Here is an 18,091-nt window from a genome sequence, read left to right on the forward strand (position 1 = left end):
GAAGGGACGGGGGAGTCCTCAGGCCGCCTTGACGACGCCGCTTCTGAGCGCGGCGGCCCATTCGACGACGAGCAGCTCGTACGCCGCGCGCTCCTCGGCCGACAGAGTGCCGCCTGTGCGCTGCCACAGCGCACGGATCTCCTCGTTGACCTCGGCAGCGGACCGCACGGAACCAGGGGTCACGAAATCGGGGGACATGCGGACAAGCCTAGGGGCAGCCACTGACAGCCCGCTACCGGACGGCTACCCGATGGCTATGCGGTTGGTCACGAGACCGGGGTCACAGGCCCCGGGATCAGCCCGCCGACTCCGCCGCGTGCGGGCTCAGTGCACCCATGCTGACCAGCGCGATGATGACGATGCCGAGCGCGATGCGGTAGTAGACGAACGGCATGAAGCTCTTGGTCGAGATGAACTTCATGAACCAGGCGATCACCGCGTATCCGACGCCGAAGGCGATGACCGTCGCGAAGATCGTGGGACCCCACGAGACGTGGCCGCCCTCCGTGGCGTCCTTGAGCTCGAACACGCCGGAGGCGAGCACGGCGGGGACGGCGAGCAGGAAGGAGTAGCGGGCCGCGGCCTCGCGCTTGTAGCCCATGAACAGGCCGCCGCTGATGGTGGCACCGGAGCGGGAGACACCCGGGATCAGCGCCATGGCCTGGCAGACGCCGTAGATCAGGCCGTCCCGGACGCCCAGGTCCTCAAGGGCCTTGCGCTGCTTGGGGGCGCGGTGCTTGCCGCCGCTCTCGTCACGGGCCGCCAGCCGGTCGGCCACGCCCAGCACGATGCCCATGCCGATCAGCATCGTCGCGGTGATCCGCAGGTCGCGGAACGGTCCCTCGATCTGGTCCTTCAGCGTCACGCCCAGCACACCGATCGGGATCGAGCCGACGATGACCAGCCAGCCCATCCGGGCGTCCGGGTCGCTGCGCAGCTCTTTGTTGGTGAGCGAGCGCGTCCACGCCGAGATGATCCTTCCGATGTCCTTGCGGAAGTAGATCAGCACGGCCGCCTCGGTGCCGATCTGCGTGATCGCCGTGAAAGCCGCGCCCGGGTCCTCCCAGCCCGCGAAGGCCGCCGTCAGCCGCAGGTGGGCGCTGGAGGAGACGGGGAGGAACTCGGTCAGCCCCTGGACGAGTCCGAGGATGAGTGATTCGAACCAAGACATGAGGTAGCGGAGTCCAAGTGCCGATCGTGGGACGGGCGACGGGCGCACCGGTCCGCCGTTGCGATGAACGAGTGATCCTGTGTGCCGAGGGGGAAGCGTAGCGTCCCCGGAAGGAGCACCGGACACAGGGGTTTGGAAGCGCTCCCGACCAGCGGCGCTCAGGCCGCGGTGGGGCCGGTCACCGTCCAGCCCGGGGCCTGCGGGCGGGCCGTGAGGTCCTCGTGGCGCACCTCGTCCCCGCAGGCGCGGCAGGTGACGGCCGGGGCGAGGGGCCGTCCGCAGGAGTGCTCCAGGACCATCGGGCGCTCGCCGTCGGGCCGCAGGTGACGGTCGCCCCACGCCATGAGGGTCATCAGCACCGGCTCCAGCTCCAGTCCCGCCGGCGTCGGCCGGTACTCGAAGCGCTGCGGGCGCTCGCTGTAGAGGTGCCTGGCGAGGATCCCGGCGTCGACGAGCCGGCGCAGCCGCGTGGCCAGGATGTCGCGCGGGGCGCCGATGTTGCGCACCAGCTGGTCGAACCGCCCGTTGCCCAGGCACACCTCCCGCAGCACGAGCAGGGAGTACTTCTCTCCGACGAGCGCGAGGGTGTCGGCGATGGAGCAGGGGCGCGGTTCTTTGCGGACGGCCATGAGATCAGTCTAGAAGAGGGTTGGATTTTCCAACCCTGCGGGCTACGGTGAGTTCGGATTTCCTACTCACTGGTAGCCGTGGAGGCCCGCACATGCGTGACGCAGTGATCGTCGAAGCCGTACGCACTCCGATCGGCAAGGGCAAGCCGAACGGCGCCCTGGCACACGTCCATCCCGTGGAGCTCCTGGCGCACACCCTGCGCGCCCTCCTCGAGCGGTCCGGGATCGACCCGGCGCTGATCGACGACGTCATCGGGGGCACCGTCGACCAGGTCGGCGAGCAGGCCATGAACACCACCCGCTACGCCGTGCTGTCCGCCGGGTTCCCCGAGTCGGTGCCCGCGACCACCGTGGACCGGCAGTGCGGCTCCTCCCAGCAGGCCGTGCACTTCGCGGCGCAGGGCGTGCTCGCGGGTGCGTACGACATGGTCGTGGCCTGCGGCGTGGAGTCGATGAGCCGGGTGCCGATGTGGTCGAACGTCCCCGAGGGCGCGGACCCCTTCGGACCCGGGGTCGCCGGGCGCTACCCGGAGGGGCTCGTCCCGCAGGGGATCAGTGCCGAGCTGATCGCCGCCAAGTGGTCGATCGGCCGCGAGCAGATGGACGCCTTCGCCGTCTCCTCGCACCACAAGGCCGCCGAGGCCTGGGAGAACGGGCTCTTCGACGCCGAGGTCGCGCCCCTGGAGGGCGTCACGCGCGACGAGTGCGTACGCCCGGGCAGCACTACCGAGATCCTCGCCGGTCTCAAGCCCGCCTACCATGACCCCGGCTTCGCCGAGCGCTTCCCGCAGATCGAGTGGAACGTCACGGCGGGCAACGCCAGCCCGATCAACGACGGGGCCTCGGCGGTCCTCATCACGTCGAGCGAGACGGCGGCCCGGCTCGGCCTGCGTCCGCTCGCCCGGCTGCACAGCTTCGCCGTCACCGGCTCCGACCCGCTGCTGATGCTCACGGGCGTGATCCCGGCGACCGAGAAGGTGCTGCGCAGGGCCTCACTGAGCCTCGACGACATCGACCTGTTCGAGGTCAACGAGGCGTTCTCCAGTGTCGTACTGGCGTGGCAGCAGGAGACCGGCGCCGACCTCGCCCGGGTCAACGTGCACGGCGGGGCCATCGCGCTCGGGCATCCCCTCGGCGCGAGCGGCACCCGGCTGACGACGACGCTGGTGCACGCGATGCGCGCACGCGGCGCCCGCTACGCGCTCCAGACCATGTGCGAGGCGGGCGGACTCGCCAACGCCATGGTGCTGGAACGGGTGTGAGCCGGGCGTGACAAGGCGTCAGAGGCGGCGCAACTGGTGCCGCTTGCGCCAGGCCACCACCACGCCGGCCAGCGCGGGCAGCGCGATGCACGCCATGGCGATCAGGAAGGCGGGGGAGGTCGGAGTGGAGGCCCGGGCGCCCGCGACGGCGTAGGCGGCGGTGTTCGGGATCGAGCCGATGCCCGTGGCCAACAGGAACGGCAGCAGCCCCATGCGGGAGACGGAGGCGCAGTAGTTCGCGGCCCAGAACGGCACCCCCGGGAACAGGCGCACCATCAGCATCGAGCGGAATCCGTGCCGGCTGAGCTGGCCGTCCGCGGCCTTCAGCCAGCGTCCCCGCAGCAGCGGCCGCAGGGCGTCCTGGCCCAGCGCCCGGCCCAGGCAGAAGGAGATCCCGGCACCGAGCACCGTGCCCGCCAGCGCCACGCCGAGGCCGAGCTGCGAGCCGAACAGGGCACCCGCCGCGAGGTTCAGCAGCGGTCTCGGCACGAACGCGACCGTGCACACGCCGTACGCCACCGTGAACACCGCCGCCGCGGCGGCACCTTCGAGCTGTGGTGGCCAGCCCTCCGTCAGCAGCCGCTGCGGCTCGAACAGGAGCACCCCGCACGCGCCCGCGGCGAGCAGTACGGCGAGCAGGGACAGTCGTGAATACGGGGAGAGCAGAACTCTGGTGCAGCGGGCGGCGAAATGGGTGGGTACGGCGGGCGGGACGGTCGTTGCCGGGGGAACGGCGACGGCGAGCTCCGCGGTGGTGGCCCGGGGAGAGGCCGTGGCGGTGCCCCCAGAGCGGGTGGTGGCATCGAGCATCAGCTGACACTAACCGACAAATGTGTGTGATCGCCGTATGGTTCGTCTCACCAGCGTCACAGGACGCGGCCCGCGCGGCTGTGCCCAGGGCCGATGAAAACCATTCGACGTGCGGTAAAGCGTCGGCAATGATCGACGGTATGTTCCGGCACGCCTTCACCCTCGCAGCATCCGTGGTCACGGATGCCCCGAAGGCTGCCGTCGTCGATCTCACGGCCGTCATGGACGGTGCCCGAAGCTGACCCTCTCCGGTTCGTCCGGCGGACCCCGCAAGGGGAGGGTCGGGCAGGTCCTCGGGGTCCCCTCCTTCTTCGCCGATCAGACGCTTCGAGGTACGTCCATGTCCAAAACGGCTTACATCCGCACGAAACCACACCTCAACATCGGCACGATGGGTCATGTCGACCACGGCAAGACCACGTTGACAGCCGCCATCACCAAGGTCCTCGCCGACCGCGGCAGCGGCGCGTTCGTGCCGTTCGACCGGATCGACCGGGCGCCCGAGGAGGCGGCGCGCGGCATCACCATCAACATCGCGCACGTGGAGTACGAGACGGACACCCGGCACTACGCGCACGTCGACATGCCGGGCCACGCCGACTACGTCAAGAACATGGTCACCGGCGCCGCCCAGCTCGACGGGGCGATCCTCGTCGTCTCCGCGCTCGACGGGATCATGCCGCAGACCGCCGAACACGTCCTGCTCGCCCGGCAGGTGGGCGTCGACCACATCGTCGTCGCCCTCAACAAGGCCGACGCGGGGGACGAGGAGCTGACCGACCTGGTCGAGCTGGAGGTCCGCGACCTGCTCACCGCGCACGGCTACGGCGGTGACTCCGTGCCCGTCGTACGCGTCTCCGGCCTGAAGGCCCTGGAGGGGGATCCGCGCTGGACCGCGTCGGTCGAGGCGCTGCTCGACGCGGTGGACACGTATGTGCCGATGCCGGAGCGGTACCTGGACGCACCGTTCCTGCTGTCGGTGGAGAACGTGCTGACCATCACCGGGCGCGGGACCGTGGTCACCGGGGCGGTCGAGCGCGGCGTGGTGCGCGTCGGCGACCGGGTCGAGGTCCTCGGGGCCTCCGTCGAGACGGTGGTCACGGGGCTGGAGACCTTCGGCAAGCCGATGGAGGAGGCGCAGGCCGGGGACAACGTGGCCTTGCTGCTGCGCGGAGTCCCCCGGGACGCCGTGCGGCGGGGGCACGTGGTGGCCGCGCCGGGGAGCGTGCGGCCGCGACGGCGGTTCTCGGCGCAGGTGTACGTCCTGTCGGCCCGGGAGGGCGGGCGGACGACGCCCGTCTCCACCGGGTACCGGCCGCAGTTCTACATCCGGACCGCTGATGTGGTCGGGGTGGTCGACCTGGGTGAGGCGGCGGTGGCCCGGCCCGGCGACACCGTTGCCATGACCGTGGAGCTGGGGCGGGAGGTGCCGCTGGAGCCGGGGCTCGGTTTCGCCATCCGTGAAGGTGGTCGCACGGTGGGGGCGGGGACCGTGACGTCCCTTCTGTGAGGGCGGCTGGTGACGTGGGGGGCTGCGGGGCCGTCGTGGCTGGTCGCGCGGTTCCCCGCGCCCCCGAAGGGCGATCGTCCCCCCCTGCACAATGGAGGAGTGAAGGATCCCATCCCCGTGACCCGGACCACCGATCACGGCACCGCCAAGCTCATGCCCGACATCGACCGGGAACGCGCCTGGCTGCTGACCGTCGACGGGGCACCGCAGTCGTACGTCGACTTGGACGACCCGGCGCACCTGGAGTTCGAGTACACCCGGCGGCTCGGGCACGTGCTGGATGTCGTGGCCGAGCCGGGGCGGGCGTTGGACGTGGTGCATCTCGGAGGCGGTGCGCTCACGCTGCCGCGGTACGTGGCCGTGACCCGGCCGGGCTCGCGGCAGGACGTCGTCGAGGCCGACCGGGGGCTGCTGGAGCTGGTGGCGGAACATCTGCCGCTGCCGGAGGGCGCGACCGTCGCCCTGCACACGGCGGACGCCCGGGCCTGGCTGGAGAAGGCCCCCGCGGACTCGGCGGACGTTCTCCTCGCGGACGTCTTCAGCGGGTCGCGGGTGCCGGCCCACCTCACGTCCGTCGCGTACGTCCGTGAGGTCGCGCGGGTGCTGCGGGGGAGCGGGGTCTACCTCGCCAACCTCCCCGACGCCGCGCCCTTCGCGTTCCTGCGGTCGCAACTCGCCACGCTGGCCGGCGCCTTCGGGGAACTCGCGCTCATCGCCGAGCCGGGGGTGCTGCGGGGGCGGCGGTTCGGGAACGCGGTGCTCGTGGCCGGGCACCAGCAGGTCGACGTCGCCGCCCTGACCCGCCTCACCGCCGCGGACGCCTTCCCCGCCCGGGTCGAACACGGCTCCGCCCTGCGGGAGTTCATCGGCGACGCCCGGGCGGTGCGGGACGAGGACGCCGTGCCGTCACCCGAGCCGCCCGACGGGGCGTTCGGCATCGGCTGACACGGGCTCGGTGCCGCCACCGGGCGACCGGCGCGGTCCGGCGGTGCACCCCCACGCACAGGCCTGACCTTCACTTCGGCAGAAGCGTGTCGTTCGTGGTGCCATGGTGGGAAGATGGTGACCTGATCGCGTATGAGGGGGCGTCAGGTGAGCCGTAACGGGCGCTGGTTGCTGGTCATCGTGGTGTCGTTGGCCGTGTTCGGGCTGTGTGTGCTGCTGGGGAATCTGCTGCTGCCGTGGGACCAGGCAACGCGGATCGGGACGGGCGCCGGAGCCGGTGCGGTGATCGCCGGGGTTCTGGGTGCGTGGGCGTCGTCGTGGGCCGGAGCGTCCACGCCGTCCGCGGCACCGGCCGCGGGCGGTCCGTCGGCGACGGGAGACCGGGCGGTGGTGACACAGGACAACTCCGGAATCATCATCACGGGAGACAACGGCACCGTCCAGCGATGACAGACGCGCAGACGCCACCCGTGCCCGGGGGCCGTTCCGCCGCGGCGGGCCACAGTTCCGGGGTGATCGCCACCGGGGACCGGACGCACATCGAACAGCGGACACTGGTCGTGCCTCCGGGGGCACTGCAAGCAGCCCTCCACGACGAGGAAATCGCCCGGCTGAACAATCTGCCGGCGACGGACAGCCGGGTCTTCAAAGGGCGCGAGGACGCCCTCGCCTTTCTGCGGGATCTTCCGTCGACGGGGACGGGGATCGTGGCACAGAGCGTGCGCGGCATGGGCGGCATCGGGAAGACCACCCTGGTCCTGCACCACGCCCACGCCTACCTGGCGGCCGGGCACGGGCCGGTGTGGTGGATCGAGGCGTCCTCATCCGCCGCCGTCACGGCTGGACTGGCCGCTCTGGCCACGGCTCTGAACCCGGCACATGCCGCGTTGCCGCTGGACGAGGCCGCAGCGTGGGCCGTGACGTGGCTCCAAGGCCGTACGGGCTGGCTGTTGGTCTTCGACAACGCGGAGGAGATCTCCGATGTGCGCCCCTACCTCGGCCGTCTGAGCACAGGTCAGGTACTGGTCACCGCACGCCGGGACCTGCCCTGGCAGGACCTCGGAACGCCCTTGCGTCTGGAGACCCTCGCCCCTGAGGCCTCACTCGCCGTCCTCCAGGAGATCACCGGCTACGACAGTGACGCGGACGCCGCATCACTGGCCGAACTGGCCCGCGAACTCGGACACCTGCCCCTCGCCCTGCAGCAGGCCGGCGCCTACCTCGCGCAGACGCGCACCGGCGCCGGCAGCTACCTCGCGCAACTGCACGCCGATCCCGCCGGCGTCCTCGCCGCCGCACCTCCCGGGGACCCACAGCAACGCACCATCGCCCAGCTGTGGAGCGTCACCCTCAGCACCCTGCACACCGCCGACCCCCACGCCGTGCGGCTCCTGACCGTCCTGGCCTACTGCGCGCCCGAACCCCTGCCCCGCAGGGTGCTGGCCCCGGCTCTGCACACTCCGCAGGCGGTCGACCATGCCCTGGGCGTACTGGCCGCCTACAGCATGATCACGCTCACCGACAGCACGGTCACCGTGCACCGTCTCGTACAGGCCGTGCTCCGCCTCAGCACTCCCGAGCCCGTCGCGGCACCACGCCCGGGGCTGTTCCGGCGTCTCCTGCGGCGAGCCACACCCGCCCCCGCACCGCACCCGAGCGAGACCGCTCTCGGACTGCTGCACGCAGCCCTGCCCTCCAGCAGACCGGACGACGTCCAGTACTGGCCGGAATGGCAGGCGCTGTTGCCCCACGTACGAGCGGTGGGCGCGCACGCGTACGCGCCGGGGTTCAGTTCACAACTCGCGACGCTGCTGGGCCAAGCCGGGTTCTACCTGTCGGCCCGTGGCCAGGCGGACCAGGCGGCGCCGCTGGAGGAGCGGGCCCTGCGGATCACCGAGAGCGCGCTCGGCCCCGACCACCCGGACACCGCCCTGCGCCTGGACAACCTGGCCGGGAGCCTCGGCGACCTGGGACGTCACGCCGAGGCTCTGTCGCTCAAGGAACGGGCGCTGCGGATCACCGAAGCCGCGCGCGGCCCCCACCATCCGGACACCGCCACACGCCTGAACAACCTGGCGACCACCTTCAGCGACCTGGGCCGCCACGCCGAAGCCCTGCCTCTGGCCCGGCGGTCGCTGCAGATCAGTGAGGACGCGCTCGGCCGGGACCACCGGGACACCGCCACCTGCCTGAACAACCTGGCCTTCGTGCTGGGCGCCCTGGGGCGTCACGCCGAGGCCCTTCCCCTGGTCCAGCAGGCGTTGCGCATCACCACGGCGGCGCTGGGCCCCGACCACCCGGACACGGCGACCCGCCTGAGCAACCTGTCGACGACCTTCGGTGACCTGGGGCGCCACGCCGAGGCCCTGCCCCTGGTCCAGCAGGCGTTGCGCATCACCGAGGCCGCGCTCGGTCCCGACCACCCGGACACGGCGACCCGCCTGAACAACCTGGCCACCACCCTCAGCGCGCTGGGGCGTCATGACGAAGCCCTGCCGTTGAAGGAAAGGGCGTTGCAGATCACCGAGAGCGCGTTCGGCCCCGAGCATCCCGACACCGCCGCACGTCTGAGCGGCCTGGCCACCACCTTCAGCGACGTGGGGCGTCACGACGAGGCGCTCCCCCTGGCCCAGCGGGCGTTGGAGATCACCGAGACCGCGCTCGGCCCCGAGCATCCTTCCACCGCCACCCGCCTGAACAACCTGGCCACGACATACAGTGCGCTGGGGCGTCATGACGAGGCTCTGCCGTTGAAGGAAAGGGCGCTGCGGACCAACGAGGCCGCGCTCGGTGCCGATCATCCGGACACCGCCATATGCCTCGACAACCTGGCGACGACCCTCAGTGCGCTGGGGCGTCATGACGAGGCCCTGCCGTTGAAGGAAAGGGCGCTGCGGATCACGGAGGCCGCGCTCGGCCCCGACCACCCCGACACGGCCACCCGTCTCAACAACCTCGGCTTCATCCTCAGCGAGCTGGGTCGTCACAGCGAGGCCGAACCCATGGCCGAGCGCGCGCTGCAGATCAAGGAGGCCGCGCTCGGCGCCGACCACTTCGCCACCGTCACCTGCCGCAGCAATCTCGCTGCCATTCGTCAACGCCTGGAGAACGCGGCACCCGGCGCCCGCGAAGCGCCCCAGCCGCCCCAGTAGCCGAGGCCCCTGCGATGGCCGCGGCCGCCAACGGCCGCTGCTGCCGGACCAGTTGCGCGGCATCACGGCACGCCGCTAAGTTGATCTTGATTGACCTTGAAAATCGGGGAAGGACAACACATGCGCAAGCGTTCTGCGACGCTTCTGGCCACGGCGGCGCTCATCGGTGCCGCGCTGCCCGTCATGGGCGCGGGGCCCGCCTCGGCCGCGGGTGCCTTCAAGTGCCAGCCGACGTCCCACGACTACGTGGTCGTCAAGGAGAAGGCCGCGGTCCACTCCCGCTTCTCGGCGAACGCCAGGGTGGTCGACTACGTGTACAAGAACAACAGCGTGCACGCCTACTGGGACTGCACCAACTCTTCGGGCAACCCCTGGGTCTGCATCGGCAGCTGCCGCGTGGACGAAGACTCCATCAGCGGGCGCTGGGTGTACCGCGGGTACCTGCGGGGCTGACCCCGTTTCGATGCTCCGGTGAGCCGGGCCCGCCCCTGTCGCAGGGGCGGGCCCGTTCCCTTGCCGGGTCAGCCGCCGGTCGGCTCGCCGTGCAGGCGGACCGTGCTGAGGATCTTCATGATGGTCTTCTCCGGCACCTCGCCCTTGACGCCCTTGGCACCGAAGAAGCTCCACGCTACGAAGTCACCGGCGGAGTTCTTGAAGCCGAACGTGACCGCCTTGCCGTCGCTCGCGCACTTGCCCTTGTCGGGCGTGTTCTCCGAGTGCGCCCAGGCGACGCTGCCCTTCACGCCCGAGGCGGTGGTGTAGGGCTTGGCCTTGTCGTCGGTCTTGACGCTCTTCTTGTCCGGCTGTGTGTAACCGCCGTACACCCACCAGGCCACCTGGTTGACCGCGACCTCGTCCGTGTCCTTGGCGCCGTCGGCTCCCTTGGTGCCCGCCCCGGCCAGGGACTCGGTCTCCGTCCTGCCGTCCTTGTCTTCGTCGCTCGTGCACCACTCCGACTTGTAGAACGCCGGTGCCGACATGGTGATCAGCGGCTTGCCGTCGTCGGACTTCTCGTCCTCGAAGAAGACGGACGAGGTCGGGGAGGCCACTTCCCAGTCGGCGGGGACGTCGAAGGCCGTGCCCCACTTGGGGTTGATGACGACCTTCCAGCCCTTCACCGTGGGCTGGGCCTCCTCGCCGCCGCGGGGGTTGTCGCCGGTGGCGGGGGCGCTCGGGGCCTCGGCCGGCGGGCTCGACGCCGTCTTGCCGTTCTTGCCGTCCTTGCCGCCGTCGGCCGTGTCGTCCTTGTCGCCGGCGAGCACCAGGAAGCCGGTGACACCGGCCGCAACGACCACCGCCGTGGCGGCGACGATCGCGACCAGCTTGGTCCGGTTGCCGCCGCCACCGCCCTGCGGGGGCTGCGGCGCGCCGGCCGGCGCGGGGGCACCCCACTGCGGCTGCTGTGCATAGGGGTTGGGCTGCTGCTGGTATCCCGGCTGCTGGTACGGATTCGGCTGCTGGTACCCCGGCTGCTGGTACGGGTTGTTCGCCTGCGGGTTCTGCTCGCCCCCGGGCTGCTGCTGTCCTGGCCACATGGGCAGTCACCCTAGCCGCGCCCCGGACACGATTCGGTCACCGCCCGTGGACGGAGGCGTAGCAACCCGGAGACGGCACGGTGCGGACCGTGTACGCGGATCGGTGCGGCGGTCGTCACACCGGCCTGGTCAGGCGTCTCTACTCGTGAGTAACATTCGGGCATGAGTGCAGACCAGATGTCCATCGGCGAGATGCTCGCCGCCACGGTGCCCATGGCCCGGACCCTGAACCTCGAGTTCCTGGAGACCTCGCCGGAGCGGGCGGTGGTGTCGCTGCCGGACCAGGGCGAGTACCACAACCACGTGGGCGGTCCGCACGCCGGCGCGATGTTCACGCTCGGCGAGTCAGCGAGCGGGGCGATCGTGCTGGCCGCGTTCGGGGATCAGCTCTCGCGGGCGGTACCGCTCGCCGTCAGCGCCGAGATCTCCTACAAGAAGCTGGCGATGGGCGCCGTCACCGCCACGGCGACGCTGGGCCGCCCGGCCTCCGAGGTCGTCGCGCAGCTGGACGCCGGGGAGCGCCCCGAGTTTCCGGTGACCATCGCCATCCGGCGGGCCGACGGTGCCGTCACCGGTGAGATGACCGTCATCTGGACCCTCCGGCCCAACGGCTGACCGGGAGGCCGTGTGCGGACCCCGGCCGGGTGCCGGGGTCTTCGCAGGTCGGGTGGCCGGGGTCCGGTGAGGCTTTCGCAGGTCGGGCGGCCGCGTCCCGGTGCCCCGGAAGTGTGGCGTCCGACTCGGCGACGAAGGCCCGGAGCCACGTCATGAACTCCGGACCCAGATCGGGCCGTTCGCAGGCCATCCTGACCACCGTGCGCAGATGGTCGGCCTTGTCGCCGGTGTCGTGGCGCAGGCCCTTGAAGACCACTCCGTGCACCGTGCCGCCCACCGCCAACTCCTGAAGCCAGTCGGTCAGCTGGACCTCGCCGCCCCGGCCCGGTGCGTTCCAGGACGGGGAAGACGGCCGGGTCCAGGACGTAACGGCCGATGACCGCACAGCGGCTGGGCGCGTGCCGCCGGGCCGGCTTCTCGACCAGGCCCGTGACGCGCACGAGATCCTGCTCTCCGGTCGGCTCGACGGCGGCGCAGCCGTACCGGTGGATCTGCTCCCGCGTGCGCGCCACGGCCGTACGCCAGCGAATAGCCGACGCCCGCACCCGCCACCACGCCTGGATCCGCCGGCACGGCACCGACCTGCCCGAGGTCGCCGAGTGGAGCTGGAACGCCTGAGCCCCGGGGGACGTCCTAGAAGCCGGTAGGCTTCCCTGGGTCGCAGGGAAGCTCAGGGAAAGGAACCGGCGTTGCACGTCCAGGAGTGGCTCGAAACCGTACCCGCGGTCGCCGTATACGCGCTGGTCGGGCTGGTCATCGGCCTGGAAAGCCTGGGCATCCCGCTGCCGGGCGAGATCATCCTGGTGTCCTCGGCGCTGCTCGCCTCCCAGCACGGCGAGATCGATCCCGTCGTCCTCGGCGCCAGCGCCACGGCCGGCGCGATCATCGGCGACTCGATCGGCTACGCGATCGGCCGCAAGGGCGGCCGGCCTCTGCTGGCCTGGCTGGGCAACAAGTTCCCCAGGCACTTCAGCGAGGGCCACATCGCCACCGCCGAGCGCTCCTTCGAGAAGTGGGGCATGTGGGCCGTCTTCTTCGGCCGGTTCGTCGCCCTGCTCCGGATCTTCGCGGGCCCGCTCGCCGGTGTGCTGCGCATGCCGTACTGGAAGTTCCTCATCGCCAACGTCCTCGGCGGCATCGTCTGGGCGGGCGGCACGACCGCGGTCATCTACTACGTCGGCATCGTCGCGGAGTCCTGGCTGAAGCGTTTCTCGTGGCTGGGCCTGGTGGCTGCGGTCCTGGTGGGCCTGACCTCCATGCTGGTGATCAAGCGCAAGGCGAAGAAGGCCCAGGAGACCCAGCAGGCCCAGCCCGTGGCCGCCGCGGAGTAGGGCTCCCTCCGGCTACGCGTGCACCTCCCGATGCGCCTTCGCCAACTCGGCGTACATCGTGCCGTTGAGGGTGACGCCCTGCCGCTCCTCCTCCGACAGCTCCCGCCGGACCTTCGCGGGAACCCCCGCCACCAGTGACCCGGGTGGCACCACCATCCCCTGCGGCACGAGCGCCTGCGCCGCGACGAGCGAACCGGCCCCGATCACGGCGCCGTTCAGGACCGTCGCCCCCATGCCGATCAGACAGTCGTCCTCGACCGTCGCCCCGTGCACCACCGCGTTGTGCCCGATGCTCACCCGCGCACCGACGCTCACGGGAAAGCCCGGGTCGGCGTGGAGGGTGCAGTTGTCCTGGACGTTGCTGCTCGCCCCGACGGAGATCGTCTCGACGTCGCCGCGCACCACGGCCCCGTACCAGACGCTCGCTCCCGGGCCCAGCGTCACGCTCCCGATCACCGACGCCGTCGGCGCCACGAACGCCGACTCGTCGATCTCCGGCTCCCTGCCGCCGATCCCCGTGATCATCGCCCGCTGCGCCATGTCCGCCTCCAGGAACGTCGTAGACAACGCGCACACCGTACGCCACACGGTGGGGTGAAGATCACAGGCCTCCGACGCCGCGGCCGGGGCTACCGCTGAGTACCGTGAGCTCGTGCCGAAGCGCAAGAACACGTTCTCATCCTGGCGGCGGAGCCTCACCCAGCGGGCCGTCCACGCGGGCTGGGCCTGGGTGCAGCGCACGGGCTCGGTCACCGCCGAGCACCCCGGCCGCTACCGCTTCGGCGCCATGGGAACAGGTACCAGACTGGCCTTCCCGCTCGGCACGGTCTTCGGCGAACCCTGGATCCAGGTGGGCTCCCACTGCATCATCGGCGAGCAGGTCACCCTCACCGCGGGTCTGATGCCCGACCTCGATCTCGGCCCGGACCCGATCCTGCGCATCGGTGACGGGGTCGTCCTGGGCCGCGGCAGCCACGTCATCGCGGACACGACGGTGACGATCGGCAGCGACTGCTACTTCGGTCCGTACGTCTACGTCACGTCCACGAACCACTCCTACGACGATCCGCACGAGCCGATCGGCAGGCAGTGGCCCCGGATGGAGCCGGTCGAGATAGGCCCCGGCTGCTGGATCGGCACCGGAGCGGTCATCCTGCCGGGCGCGCGGATCGGACGGAACGTGGTGGTGGCCGCGGGCGCGGTCGTCCGGGGCACGGTCCCCGACCACGCCGTGGTGGCGGGCGCCCCCGCCCGCGTCGTACGACGCTGGACCCCGGCCGACGGCTGGCAGCCACCGCTGCGCACACCGGCACCGGTGCCCATACCGGAGGGCGTCACCCCCGAGCAGCTCCGGGCGCTGTCGGACCTGGACGAGGAGACGGCGGCCCGGCTGGCCGAGCTGGACGAGGAGACGGCGGCCGATCTCGCGAAGCTGGAGCCGGGTTCCTGAACGGTCCGGTTCAGCCCGACGCCAGCAGTACCGTCCCCACCAGGGCGAGCCCCGCTCCGGCGGCCTGAATCGCCCGCAGCCGTTCCCGGAGGACACCCCGCGCGGCCATGGCCGTCACCACCGGGTACAGGGAGGCCAGCACGGCGGCCACCGTCACCGGACCGTGCTGCGCGGCGATCGAGTAGGTGCCGTTCGCGGCGACGTCCGCGAGTCCGACGAAGGCGAGAGCGGGCAGGGCGCGCCAGGGGAAGCCGTCCGCCGGGAGCGCGGGCGATCCGCGCCGCACCGAGACGTAGAGGGCCAGTCCGCCCGCGGCGACGTTCGTGACCCGCTGGACGAACAGGGCGAGGAACAGACCGGTCAGCGTCGTCGACGCCTCGGCGATCAGCGCCATCACCGCGCCGAAGCCGAACGCCGCGAGCAGGGTCAGGGCGATGGCCTGGCGCTGGACGGGGGCGCCGCGGAACTGGGGGCCTCCGGCGAGGCACACCCCGGCGACCGCCACGAGAATGCCGAGGAACTGCAGCAGGCCGGGACGCTCTCCCAGCACCAGGCCCACTCCGACCGGCACGGCCACGCCGATCGACCCCAGCGGCGAGACCACGCCCATCGGGCCGAGCGCGAGCGCCTTGTAGAAGGCGAGCATCGCCACCGGTCCGACCAGTCCGGCCGCCACGGCGAACCACAGCTGCGGTCCCGCCTCGCTCCAGCCGCCGGTCGCCACCACGACCGCGCCGAGCACCGCCACCGCGATCGACTGCGAGACCACGACCACCGTGAGCGCGGGGATTCGCCGGGTCAGCAGACCGCCGCCGAAGTCGGCCAGTCCCCACAGCAGGCTGGTGGCCAGGGCGAAGAGCGCTGTCATGGGACGGATACCTCGCAGTACAGTTCAGTGAACGATCAGGTGAACCACACCATAGTGCAGCCTGCTGCACTGTGTCATATAGAATATTGGACGGAATGTGTCGGACCTCGACCTGCTGACCCAGTCCCTGGCGCGGAGCGTCAAGCACTGGCGCGCGGTACGCGGCTTCACCCTGGACGTGCTCGCCGCCCGGGCGGGTGTCAGCCGCGGCATGCTCATCCAGATCGAGCAGGCCCGCACCAACCCCAGCCTCGGTACCGTCGTGAAGATCGGCGACGCGCTCGGCGTCAGCATCACCACCCTGCTCGACTACGAGCAGGGCCCGAACGTCCGCATCGTCCCGGCCGAGCAGGCCGTACGGCTGTGGCACACCGACGCCGGCAGCTACAACCGGCTCCTCGCGGGCACCGAGGCGCCCGGCCCGCTGGAGATGTGGGACTGGCGGCTCATGCCCGGCGAGAGCAGCCCGTCGGACCCGCACCCCGCCGGCACGACCGAACTGCTCCACGTCACGGCGGGCGAACTGACCCTCACGGTCGACGGCGTCGAGCACCGCGTGCCCGCGGGCGCCAGCGTCCACTTCGAGGCGAACGTCCCGCACACCTACGGCAACACCGGCGACGCGCCCATGGAGATGGTCATGGCCGTCTCGGTGCCGCCCGTGACCTGAGACGCCCGTTTCCGCACCGGCCCGCTGTTGTTAGCGTGCGGCCATGCGCGCACCCATCGGACACTTCGACGACGCCCGCCCGGCCCCCGCCTGCCTCGACGAACTGACCGCCCCGGTCGCCGACGCCGTACGCCACTGGCGTGGCAGCGTCCCGGCCGAGCAGATCGTCTACGTCGACACCGACCCGGAGTGGGCCGACACCGCCACCTTCGTGGAGCATTACGGGCAGGATCTGCTGGAGCGGTCGGCGAACTGCGTGGTGGTCTCCGGCAAGCGGGGCGGCGACTCCACGCTCGCCGCATGCGTCGTGCTGTCCACCACCCGGGTCGACGTGAACGGTGCCGTACGCCGCAGGCTGGGCGCCCGCAAGGCCTCCTTCGCCTCCATGGACACGGCGACCGGCGAGACCGGCATGGAGTACGGCGGCATCACCCCGCTCGGGCTGCCGGACGGCTGGCCGCTGCTGGTGGACGCGGCCGTCGTCGACCTGCCGTACGTGCTGGTCGGCAGCGGCCGGCGGCGCGGCAAGCTGCTGGTCCCGGGCAAAGCGTTCGCGGAACTGCCCGGGGCCGTGGTGCTGGAGGGGCTCGGGGTCTCCTGACGTGACGCCGCGATGAGCCGGCCGGGGGTGGATCCGGCGGCCGTTGCGGGGTTTCCCGGCTCACGCCGCCACGTGGTGGGCCAGCGGCAGATGCGGGTCGCTCTCGCCCGGGACCGGCTCCGGGTCCGCGTGCACCAGGGCCGCGGTCAGGCGCGGTACCGCGTGCAGCAGCGCGTGCTCGGCGTCCACGCCGATGCGATGGGCCTCGCGTACCGACACGTCGCCGTCCACCACGACCGCCACCTCGGCGCGCAGCCGGTGGCCGATCCAGCGCAGCCGCAGTTCACCCACCCCGCGCACCCCGGGCACCTCGGTCAGGGCTCGCTCGGCCCGGTCCACCAGGGCGGGATCGACGGCGTCCATCACCCGGCGGAACACCTCCCGGGCCGCGTCCCGCAGCACCAGGGCGATGGCTGCCGTGATCGCCAGTCCGACGATCGGGTCCGCCAGTTCCCACCCCAGGGCCGAGCCGCCGGCGCCCAGGAGCACCGCCAGTGAGGTGAAACCGTCGGTCCGGGCGTGCAGACCGTCGGCGACCAGCGCGGCCGAGCCGATCGAGCGGCCGACGCGGATGCGGTAACGGGCCACCCACTCGTTGCCGGCGAAGCCGACGAGCGCGGCCACGGCGACCGCCGGGACGTGCTGCACCGGGCGCGGATCCAGCAGCCGGTCCACAGCCGTCCAGCCCGCGAAGGCGGCGGACGCGGCGATGGTCAGCACGATCACGAGACCGGCCAGGTCCTCGGCCCGGCCGTAGCCGTAGGTGAAGCGGCGCGTGGCCGCGCGCCGGCCCAGCACGAAGGCGATGCCGAGCGGGACGGCGGTCAGCGCGTCGGCGGCGTTGTGCACCGTGTCCCCGAGCAGCGCCACCGATCCCGACACGGCCACGACGACCGCTTGGGCCAGTGCCGTCGCGCCGAGCACGGCGAGCGAGACCCACAGTGCCCGCATCCCGCGGGCCGAGGACTCCAGGGCGGAGTCGACCTTGTCGGCCGACTCGTGGGAGTGCGGCGTGAGGAGGTGACCCACCCGGTGAAGCAGTCCGTGGCGGTGTCCGTGGTCATGCCCGTGCCCGTGGCCGAGCTGGTGGGAGTGGGTGTGCTCGTGCCGTTCGCTCACGTGGATCCCCTTCCGGTGCGCGCGGGAGTGGACGTACCCGTGCCGTGGCGCCATTATGTGCGTATGAGCGCACGCATGCACCTGTCATCTGCGCATGATGCGCATCCGCGCAGTCCCGGCGAGGAGCAGTTCGCGCTCGCCGCCGAACTGCTGGCCCTGCTGGGGGACCGCACCCGGCTCGCCCTGCTGCACGCGCTGACCCGGGGAGAGGCCGACGTCACGACCCTCACGGAGGTGTGCGGGGCGGCCCGGCCGGCCGTCAGCCAGCACCTGGCGCGACTGCGCCTCGCGGGCCTGGTGGACACGCGCAAGGAGGGCCGCCGGGTGATCTACTCACTGCGCGACGGCCATCTGCGCCGCCTGGTCGACGAGGCGCTGAACGTGGCCGACCATCGGCTCAGCGACCGCCCGCCGCACGACTGA

The 18,091-nt window shown here is 71.6% G+C and carries 20 protein-coding genes and 1 pseudogene; 12 read left to right on the plus strand and 9 right to left on the minus strand.

Annotated elements, in window-relative coordinates; all coding sequences use genetic code 11:
• Positions 1-18 precede the first annotated feature (18 nt).
• From AB0937_RS16105 to AB0937_RS16115, 3 genes are all read right to left on the minus strand, one after another.
• The gene (locus AB0937_RS16105) at positions 19-198 is read right to left on the minus strand and encodes a hypothetical protein (RefSeq protein ID WP_366712266.1); all 180 of its coding nucleotides are present in this window, start codon (positions 196-198) and stop codon (positions 19-21) included.
• A gap of 97 nt (positions 199-295) precedes the next feature.
• Positions 296-1,171: an undecaprenyl-diphosphate phosphatase gene (locus tag AB0937_RS16110; protein WP_366712268.1), complete on the minus strand. Its 876-nt coding sequence runs from the start codon at positions 1,169-1,171 to the stop codon at positions 296-298.
• 158 nt (positions 1,172-1,329) lie between these two features.
• Entirely contained in the window at positions 1,330-1,800 is a 471-nt protein-coding gene (locus AB0937_RS16115) for a helix-turn-helix domain-containing protein (protein ID WP_366712270.1), read from the minus strand.
• A gap of 92 nt (positions 1,801-1,892) precedes the next feature.
• On the opposite strand from AB0937_RS16115, the gene AB0937_RS16120 reads away from it, so the two are divergent.
• Positions 1,893-3,062 (plus strand): thiolase family protein, encoded by a 1,170-nt coding sequence (locus tag AB0937_RS16120; RefSeq protein ID WP_366712272.1) that lies wholly within the window; start codon positions 1,893-1,895, stop codon positions 3,060-3,062.
• Between the two features lie 18 nt (positions 3,063-3,080).
• Here the strand turns inward: AB0937_RS16120 and AB0937_RS16125 are convergent, their stop codons facing one another.
• The gene (locus AB0937_RS16125) at positions 3,081-3,872 is read right to left on the minus strand and encodes a VTT domain-containing protein (RefSeq protein ID WP_366712274.1); all 792 of its coding nucleotides are present in this window, start codon (positions 3,870-3,872) and stop codon (positions 3,081-3,083) included.
• A gap of 340 nt (positions 3,873-4,212) precedes the next feature.
• Here AB0937_RS16125 and tuf point away from each other — a divergent pair, with 340 nt between their 5' ends.
• The 5 genes from tuf (at position 4,213) to AB0937_RS16150 (ending at position 9,932) form a co-directional block, all read left to right on the plus strand.
• Positions 4,213-5,382, plus strand: coding sequence for an elongation factor Tu (gene tuf, locus AB0937_RS16130; protein WP_366712275.1), 1,170 nt, complete (start codon positions 4,213-4,215; stop codon positions 5,380-5,382).
• 99 nt (positions 5,383-5,481) lie between these two features.
• Positions 5,482-6,327 (plus strand): fused MFS/spermidine synthase, encoded by an 846-nt coding sequence (locus tag AB0937_RS16135; RefSeq protein ID WP_366712276.1) that lies wholly within the window; start codon positions 5,482-5,484, stop codon positions 6,325-6,327.
• Positions 6,328-6,474: 147 nt separating this feature from the next.
• Positions 6,475-6,777 carry a hypothetical protein gene (locus tag AB0937_RS16140; protein WP_366712277.1) on the plus strand — a complete coding sequence of 101 codons (303 nt, stop codon included), beginning with the start codon at positions 6,475-6,477 and terminating at the stop codon, positions 6,775-6,777.
• On the plus strand, positions 6,774-9,479 hold the full coding sequence (gene fxsT, locus AB0937_RS16145; protein ID WP_366712278.1) for an FxSxx-COOH system tetratricopeptide repeat protein: 2,706 nt from the start codon (positions 6,774-6,776) through the stop codon (positions 9,477-9,479). Before AB0937_RS16140 ends, fxsT begins: the two co-directional genes overlap by 4 nt.
• A 120-nt stretch (positions 9,480-9,599) precedes the next feature.
• Positions 9,600-9,932 (plus strand): hypothetical protein, encoded by a 333-nt coding sequence (locus AB0937_RS16150; protein WP_366712279.1) that lies wholly within the window; start codon positions 9,600-9,602, stop codon positions 9,930-9,932.
• A gap of 68 nt (positions 9,933-10,000) precedes the next feature.
• Here the strand turns inward: AB0937_RS16150 and AB0937_RS16155 are convergent, their stop codons facing one another.
• A complete protein-coding gene (locus AB0937_RS16155; protein WP_366712280.1) occupies positions 10,001-11,014 on the minus strand; it encodes a hypothetical protein in 1,014 nt (337 codons plus the stop codon).
• 177 nt (positions 11,015-11,191) lie between these two features.
• Between AB0937_RS16155 and AB0937_RS16160 the strand changes: the two genes are divergently transcribed.
• Positions 11,192-11,629, plus strand: a complete 438-nt coding sequence (locus AB0937_RS16160; protein ID WP_366712538.1) for a DUF4442 domain-containing protein — start codon at positions 11,192-11,194, stop codon at positions 11,627-11,629.
• Positions 11,630-11,756: 127 nt separating this feature from the next.
• On the opposite strand, the pseudogene AB0937_RS16165 reads toward AB0937_RS16160, so the two are convergent.
• Positions 11,757-12,126 (minus strand): annotated as a pseudogene (locus AB0937_RS16165) (sugar phosphate nucleotidyltransferase); the annotation flags it as partial.
• Between the two features lie 192 nt (positions 12,127-12,318).
• Here AB0937_RS16165 and AB0937_RS16170 point away from each other — a divergent pair.
• A complete protein-coding gene (locus AB0937_RS16170) occupies positions 12,319-12,960 on the plus strand; it encodes a DedA family protein (RefSeq protein ID WP_366712281.1) in 642 nt (213 codons plus the stop codon).
• Between the two features lie 12 nt (positions 12,961-12,972).
• Here the strand turns inward: AB0937_RS16170 and AB0937_RS16175 are convergent, their stop codons facing one another.
• Positions 12,973-13,500, minus strand: coding sequence for a gamma carbonic anhydrase family protein (locus tag AB0937_RS16175; protein ID WP_366712540.1), 528 nt, complete (start codon positions 13,498-13,500; stop codon positions 12,973-12,975).
• Between the two features lie 112 nt (positions 13,501-13,612).
• Between AB0937_RS16175 and AB0937_RS16180 the strand changes: the two genes are divergently transcribed.
• Positions 13,613-14,410, plus strand: coding sequence for an acyltransferase (locus tag AB0937_RS16180; RefSeq protein ID WP_366712282.1), 798 nt, complete (start codon positions 13,613-13,615; stop codon positions 14,408-14,410).
• A 10-nt stretch (positions 14,411-14,420) separates the two neighbouring features.
• Here AB0937_RS16180 and AB0937_RS16185 read toward each other — a convergent pair whose 3' ends face one another.
• Positions 14,421-15,278 carry a DMT family transporter gene (locus AB0937_RS16185; protein WP_366712283.1) on the minus strand — a complete coding sequence of 286 codons (858 nt, stop codon included), beginning with the start codon at positions 15,276-15,278 and terminating at the stop codon, positions 14,421-14,423.
• Between the two features lie 97 nt (positions 15,279-15,375).
• Between AB0937_RS16185 and AB0937_RS16190 the strand changes: the two genes are divergently transcribed.
• On the plus strand, positions 15,376-15,948 hold the full coding sequence (locus AB0937_RS16190; protein WP_104781916.1) for an XRE family transcriptional regulator: 573 nt from the start codon (positions 15,376-15,378) through the stop codon (positions 15,946-15,948).
• 43 nt (positions 15,949-15,991) lie between these two features.
• Complete coding sequence (locus AB0937_RS16195) at positions 15,992-16,549, plus strand: YbaK/EbsC family protein (protein WP_366712285.1); 558 nt, start codon at positions 15,992-15,994, stop codon at positions 16,547-16,549.
• A 60-nt stretch (positions 16,550-16,609) separates the two neighbouring features.
• Here AB0937_RS16195 and AB0937_RS16200 read toward each other — a convergent pair whose 3' ends face one another.
• The gene (locus AB0937_RS16200; RefSeq protein ID WP_366712287.1) at positions 16,610-17,668 is read right to left on the minus strand and encodes a cation diffusion facilitator family transporter; all 1,059 of its coding nucleotides are present in this window, start codon (positions 17,666-17,668) and stop codon (positions 16,610-16,612) included.
• Positions 17,669-17,731: 63 nt separating this feature from the next.
• On the opposite strand from AB0937_RS16200, the gene AB0937_RS16205 reads away from it, so the two are divergent.
• Positions 17,732-18,091: a metalloregulator ArsR/SmtB family transcription factor gene (locus tag AB0937_RS16205; RefSeq protein ID WP_366712289.1), complete on the plus strand. Its 360-nt coding sequence runs from the start codon at positions 17,732-17,734 to the stop codon at positions 18,089-18,091.

Origin of the sequence: Streptomyces sp. NPDC047880, from assembly GCF_040706515.1 — a bacterium.
In the GTDB taxonomy this organism is placed as follows: domain Bacteria; phylum Actinomycetota; class Actinomycetes; order Streptomycetales; family Streptomycetaceae; genus Streptomyces.

What these genes read in the sequence shown, in the direction of transcription:
- AB0937_RS16195 (WP_366712285.1), top strand. Translation starts at nt 15,992, where the DNA reads ATGCGCGCACCCATCGGACACTTCGACGACGCCCGCCCGGCCCCCGCC.
- AB0937_RS16120 (WP_366712272.1), top strand. Translation starts at nt 1,893, where the DNA reads ATGCGTGACGCAGTGATCGTCGAAGCCGTACGCACTCCGATCGGCAAG.
- AB0937_RS16175 (WP_366712540.1), bottom strand. Translation starts at nt 13,500, where the DNA reads ATGGCGCAGCGGGCGATGATCACGGGGATCGGCGGCAGGGAGCCGGAG.
- AB0937_RS16105 (WP_366712266.1), bottom strand. Translation starts at nt 198, where the DNA reads ATGTCCCCCGATTTCGTGACCCCTGGTTCCGTGCGGTCCGCTGCCGAG.
- AB0937_RS16125 (WP_366712274.1), bottom strand. Translation starts at nt 3,872, where the DNA reads ATGCTCGATGCCACCACCCGCTCTGGGGGCACCGCCACGGCCTCTCCC.
- fxsT (WP_366712278.1), top strand. Translation starts at nt 6,774, where the DNA reads ATGACAGACGCGCAGACGCCACCCGTGCCCGGGGGCCGTTCCGCCGCG.
- AB0937_RS16185 (WP_366712283.1), bottom strand. Translation starts at nt 15,278, where the DNA reads ATGACAGCGCTCTTCGCCCTGGCCACCAGCCTGCTGTGGGGACTGGCC.
- AB0937_RS16205 (WP_366712289.1), top strand. Translation starts at nt 17,732, where the DNA reads ATGAGCGCACGCATGCACCTGTCATCTGCGCATGATGCGCATCCGCGC.
- tuf (WP_366712275.1), top strand. Translation starts at nt 4,213, where the DNA reads ATGTCCAAAACGGCTTACATCCGCACGAAACCACACCTCAACATCGGC.
- AB0937_RS16155 (WP_366712280.1), bottom strand. Translation starts at nt 11,014, where the DNA reads ATGTGGCCAGGACAGCAGCAGCCCGGGGGCGAGCAGAACCCGCAGGCG.
- AB0937_RS16110 (WP_366712268.1), bottom strand. Translation starts at nt 1,171, where the DNA reads ATGTCTTGGTTCGAATCACTCATCCTCGGACTCGTCCAGGGGCTGACC.
- AB0937_RS16150 (WP_366712279.1), top strand. Translation starts at nt 9,600, where the DNA reads ATGCGCAAGCGTTCTGCGACGCTTCTGGCCACGGCGGCGCTCATCGGT.
- AB0937_RS16160 (WP_366712538.1), top strand. Translation starts at nt 11,192, where the DNA reads ATGTCCATCGGCGAGATGCTCGCCGCCACGGTGCCCATGGCCCGGACC.
- AB0937_RS16115 (WP_366712270.1), bottom strand. Translation starts at nt 1,800, where the DNA reads ATGGCCGTCCGCAAAGAACCGCGCCCCTGCTCCATCGCCGACACCCTC.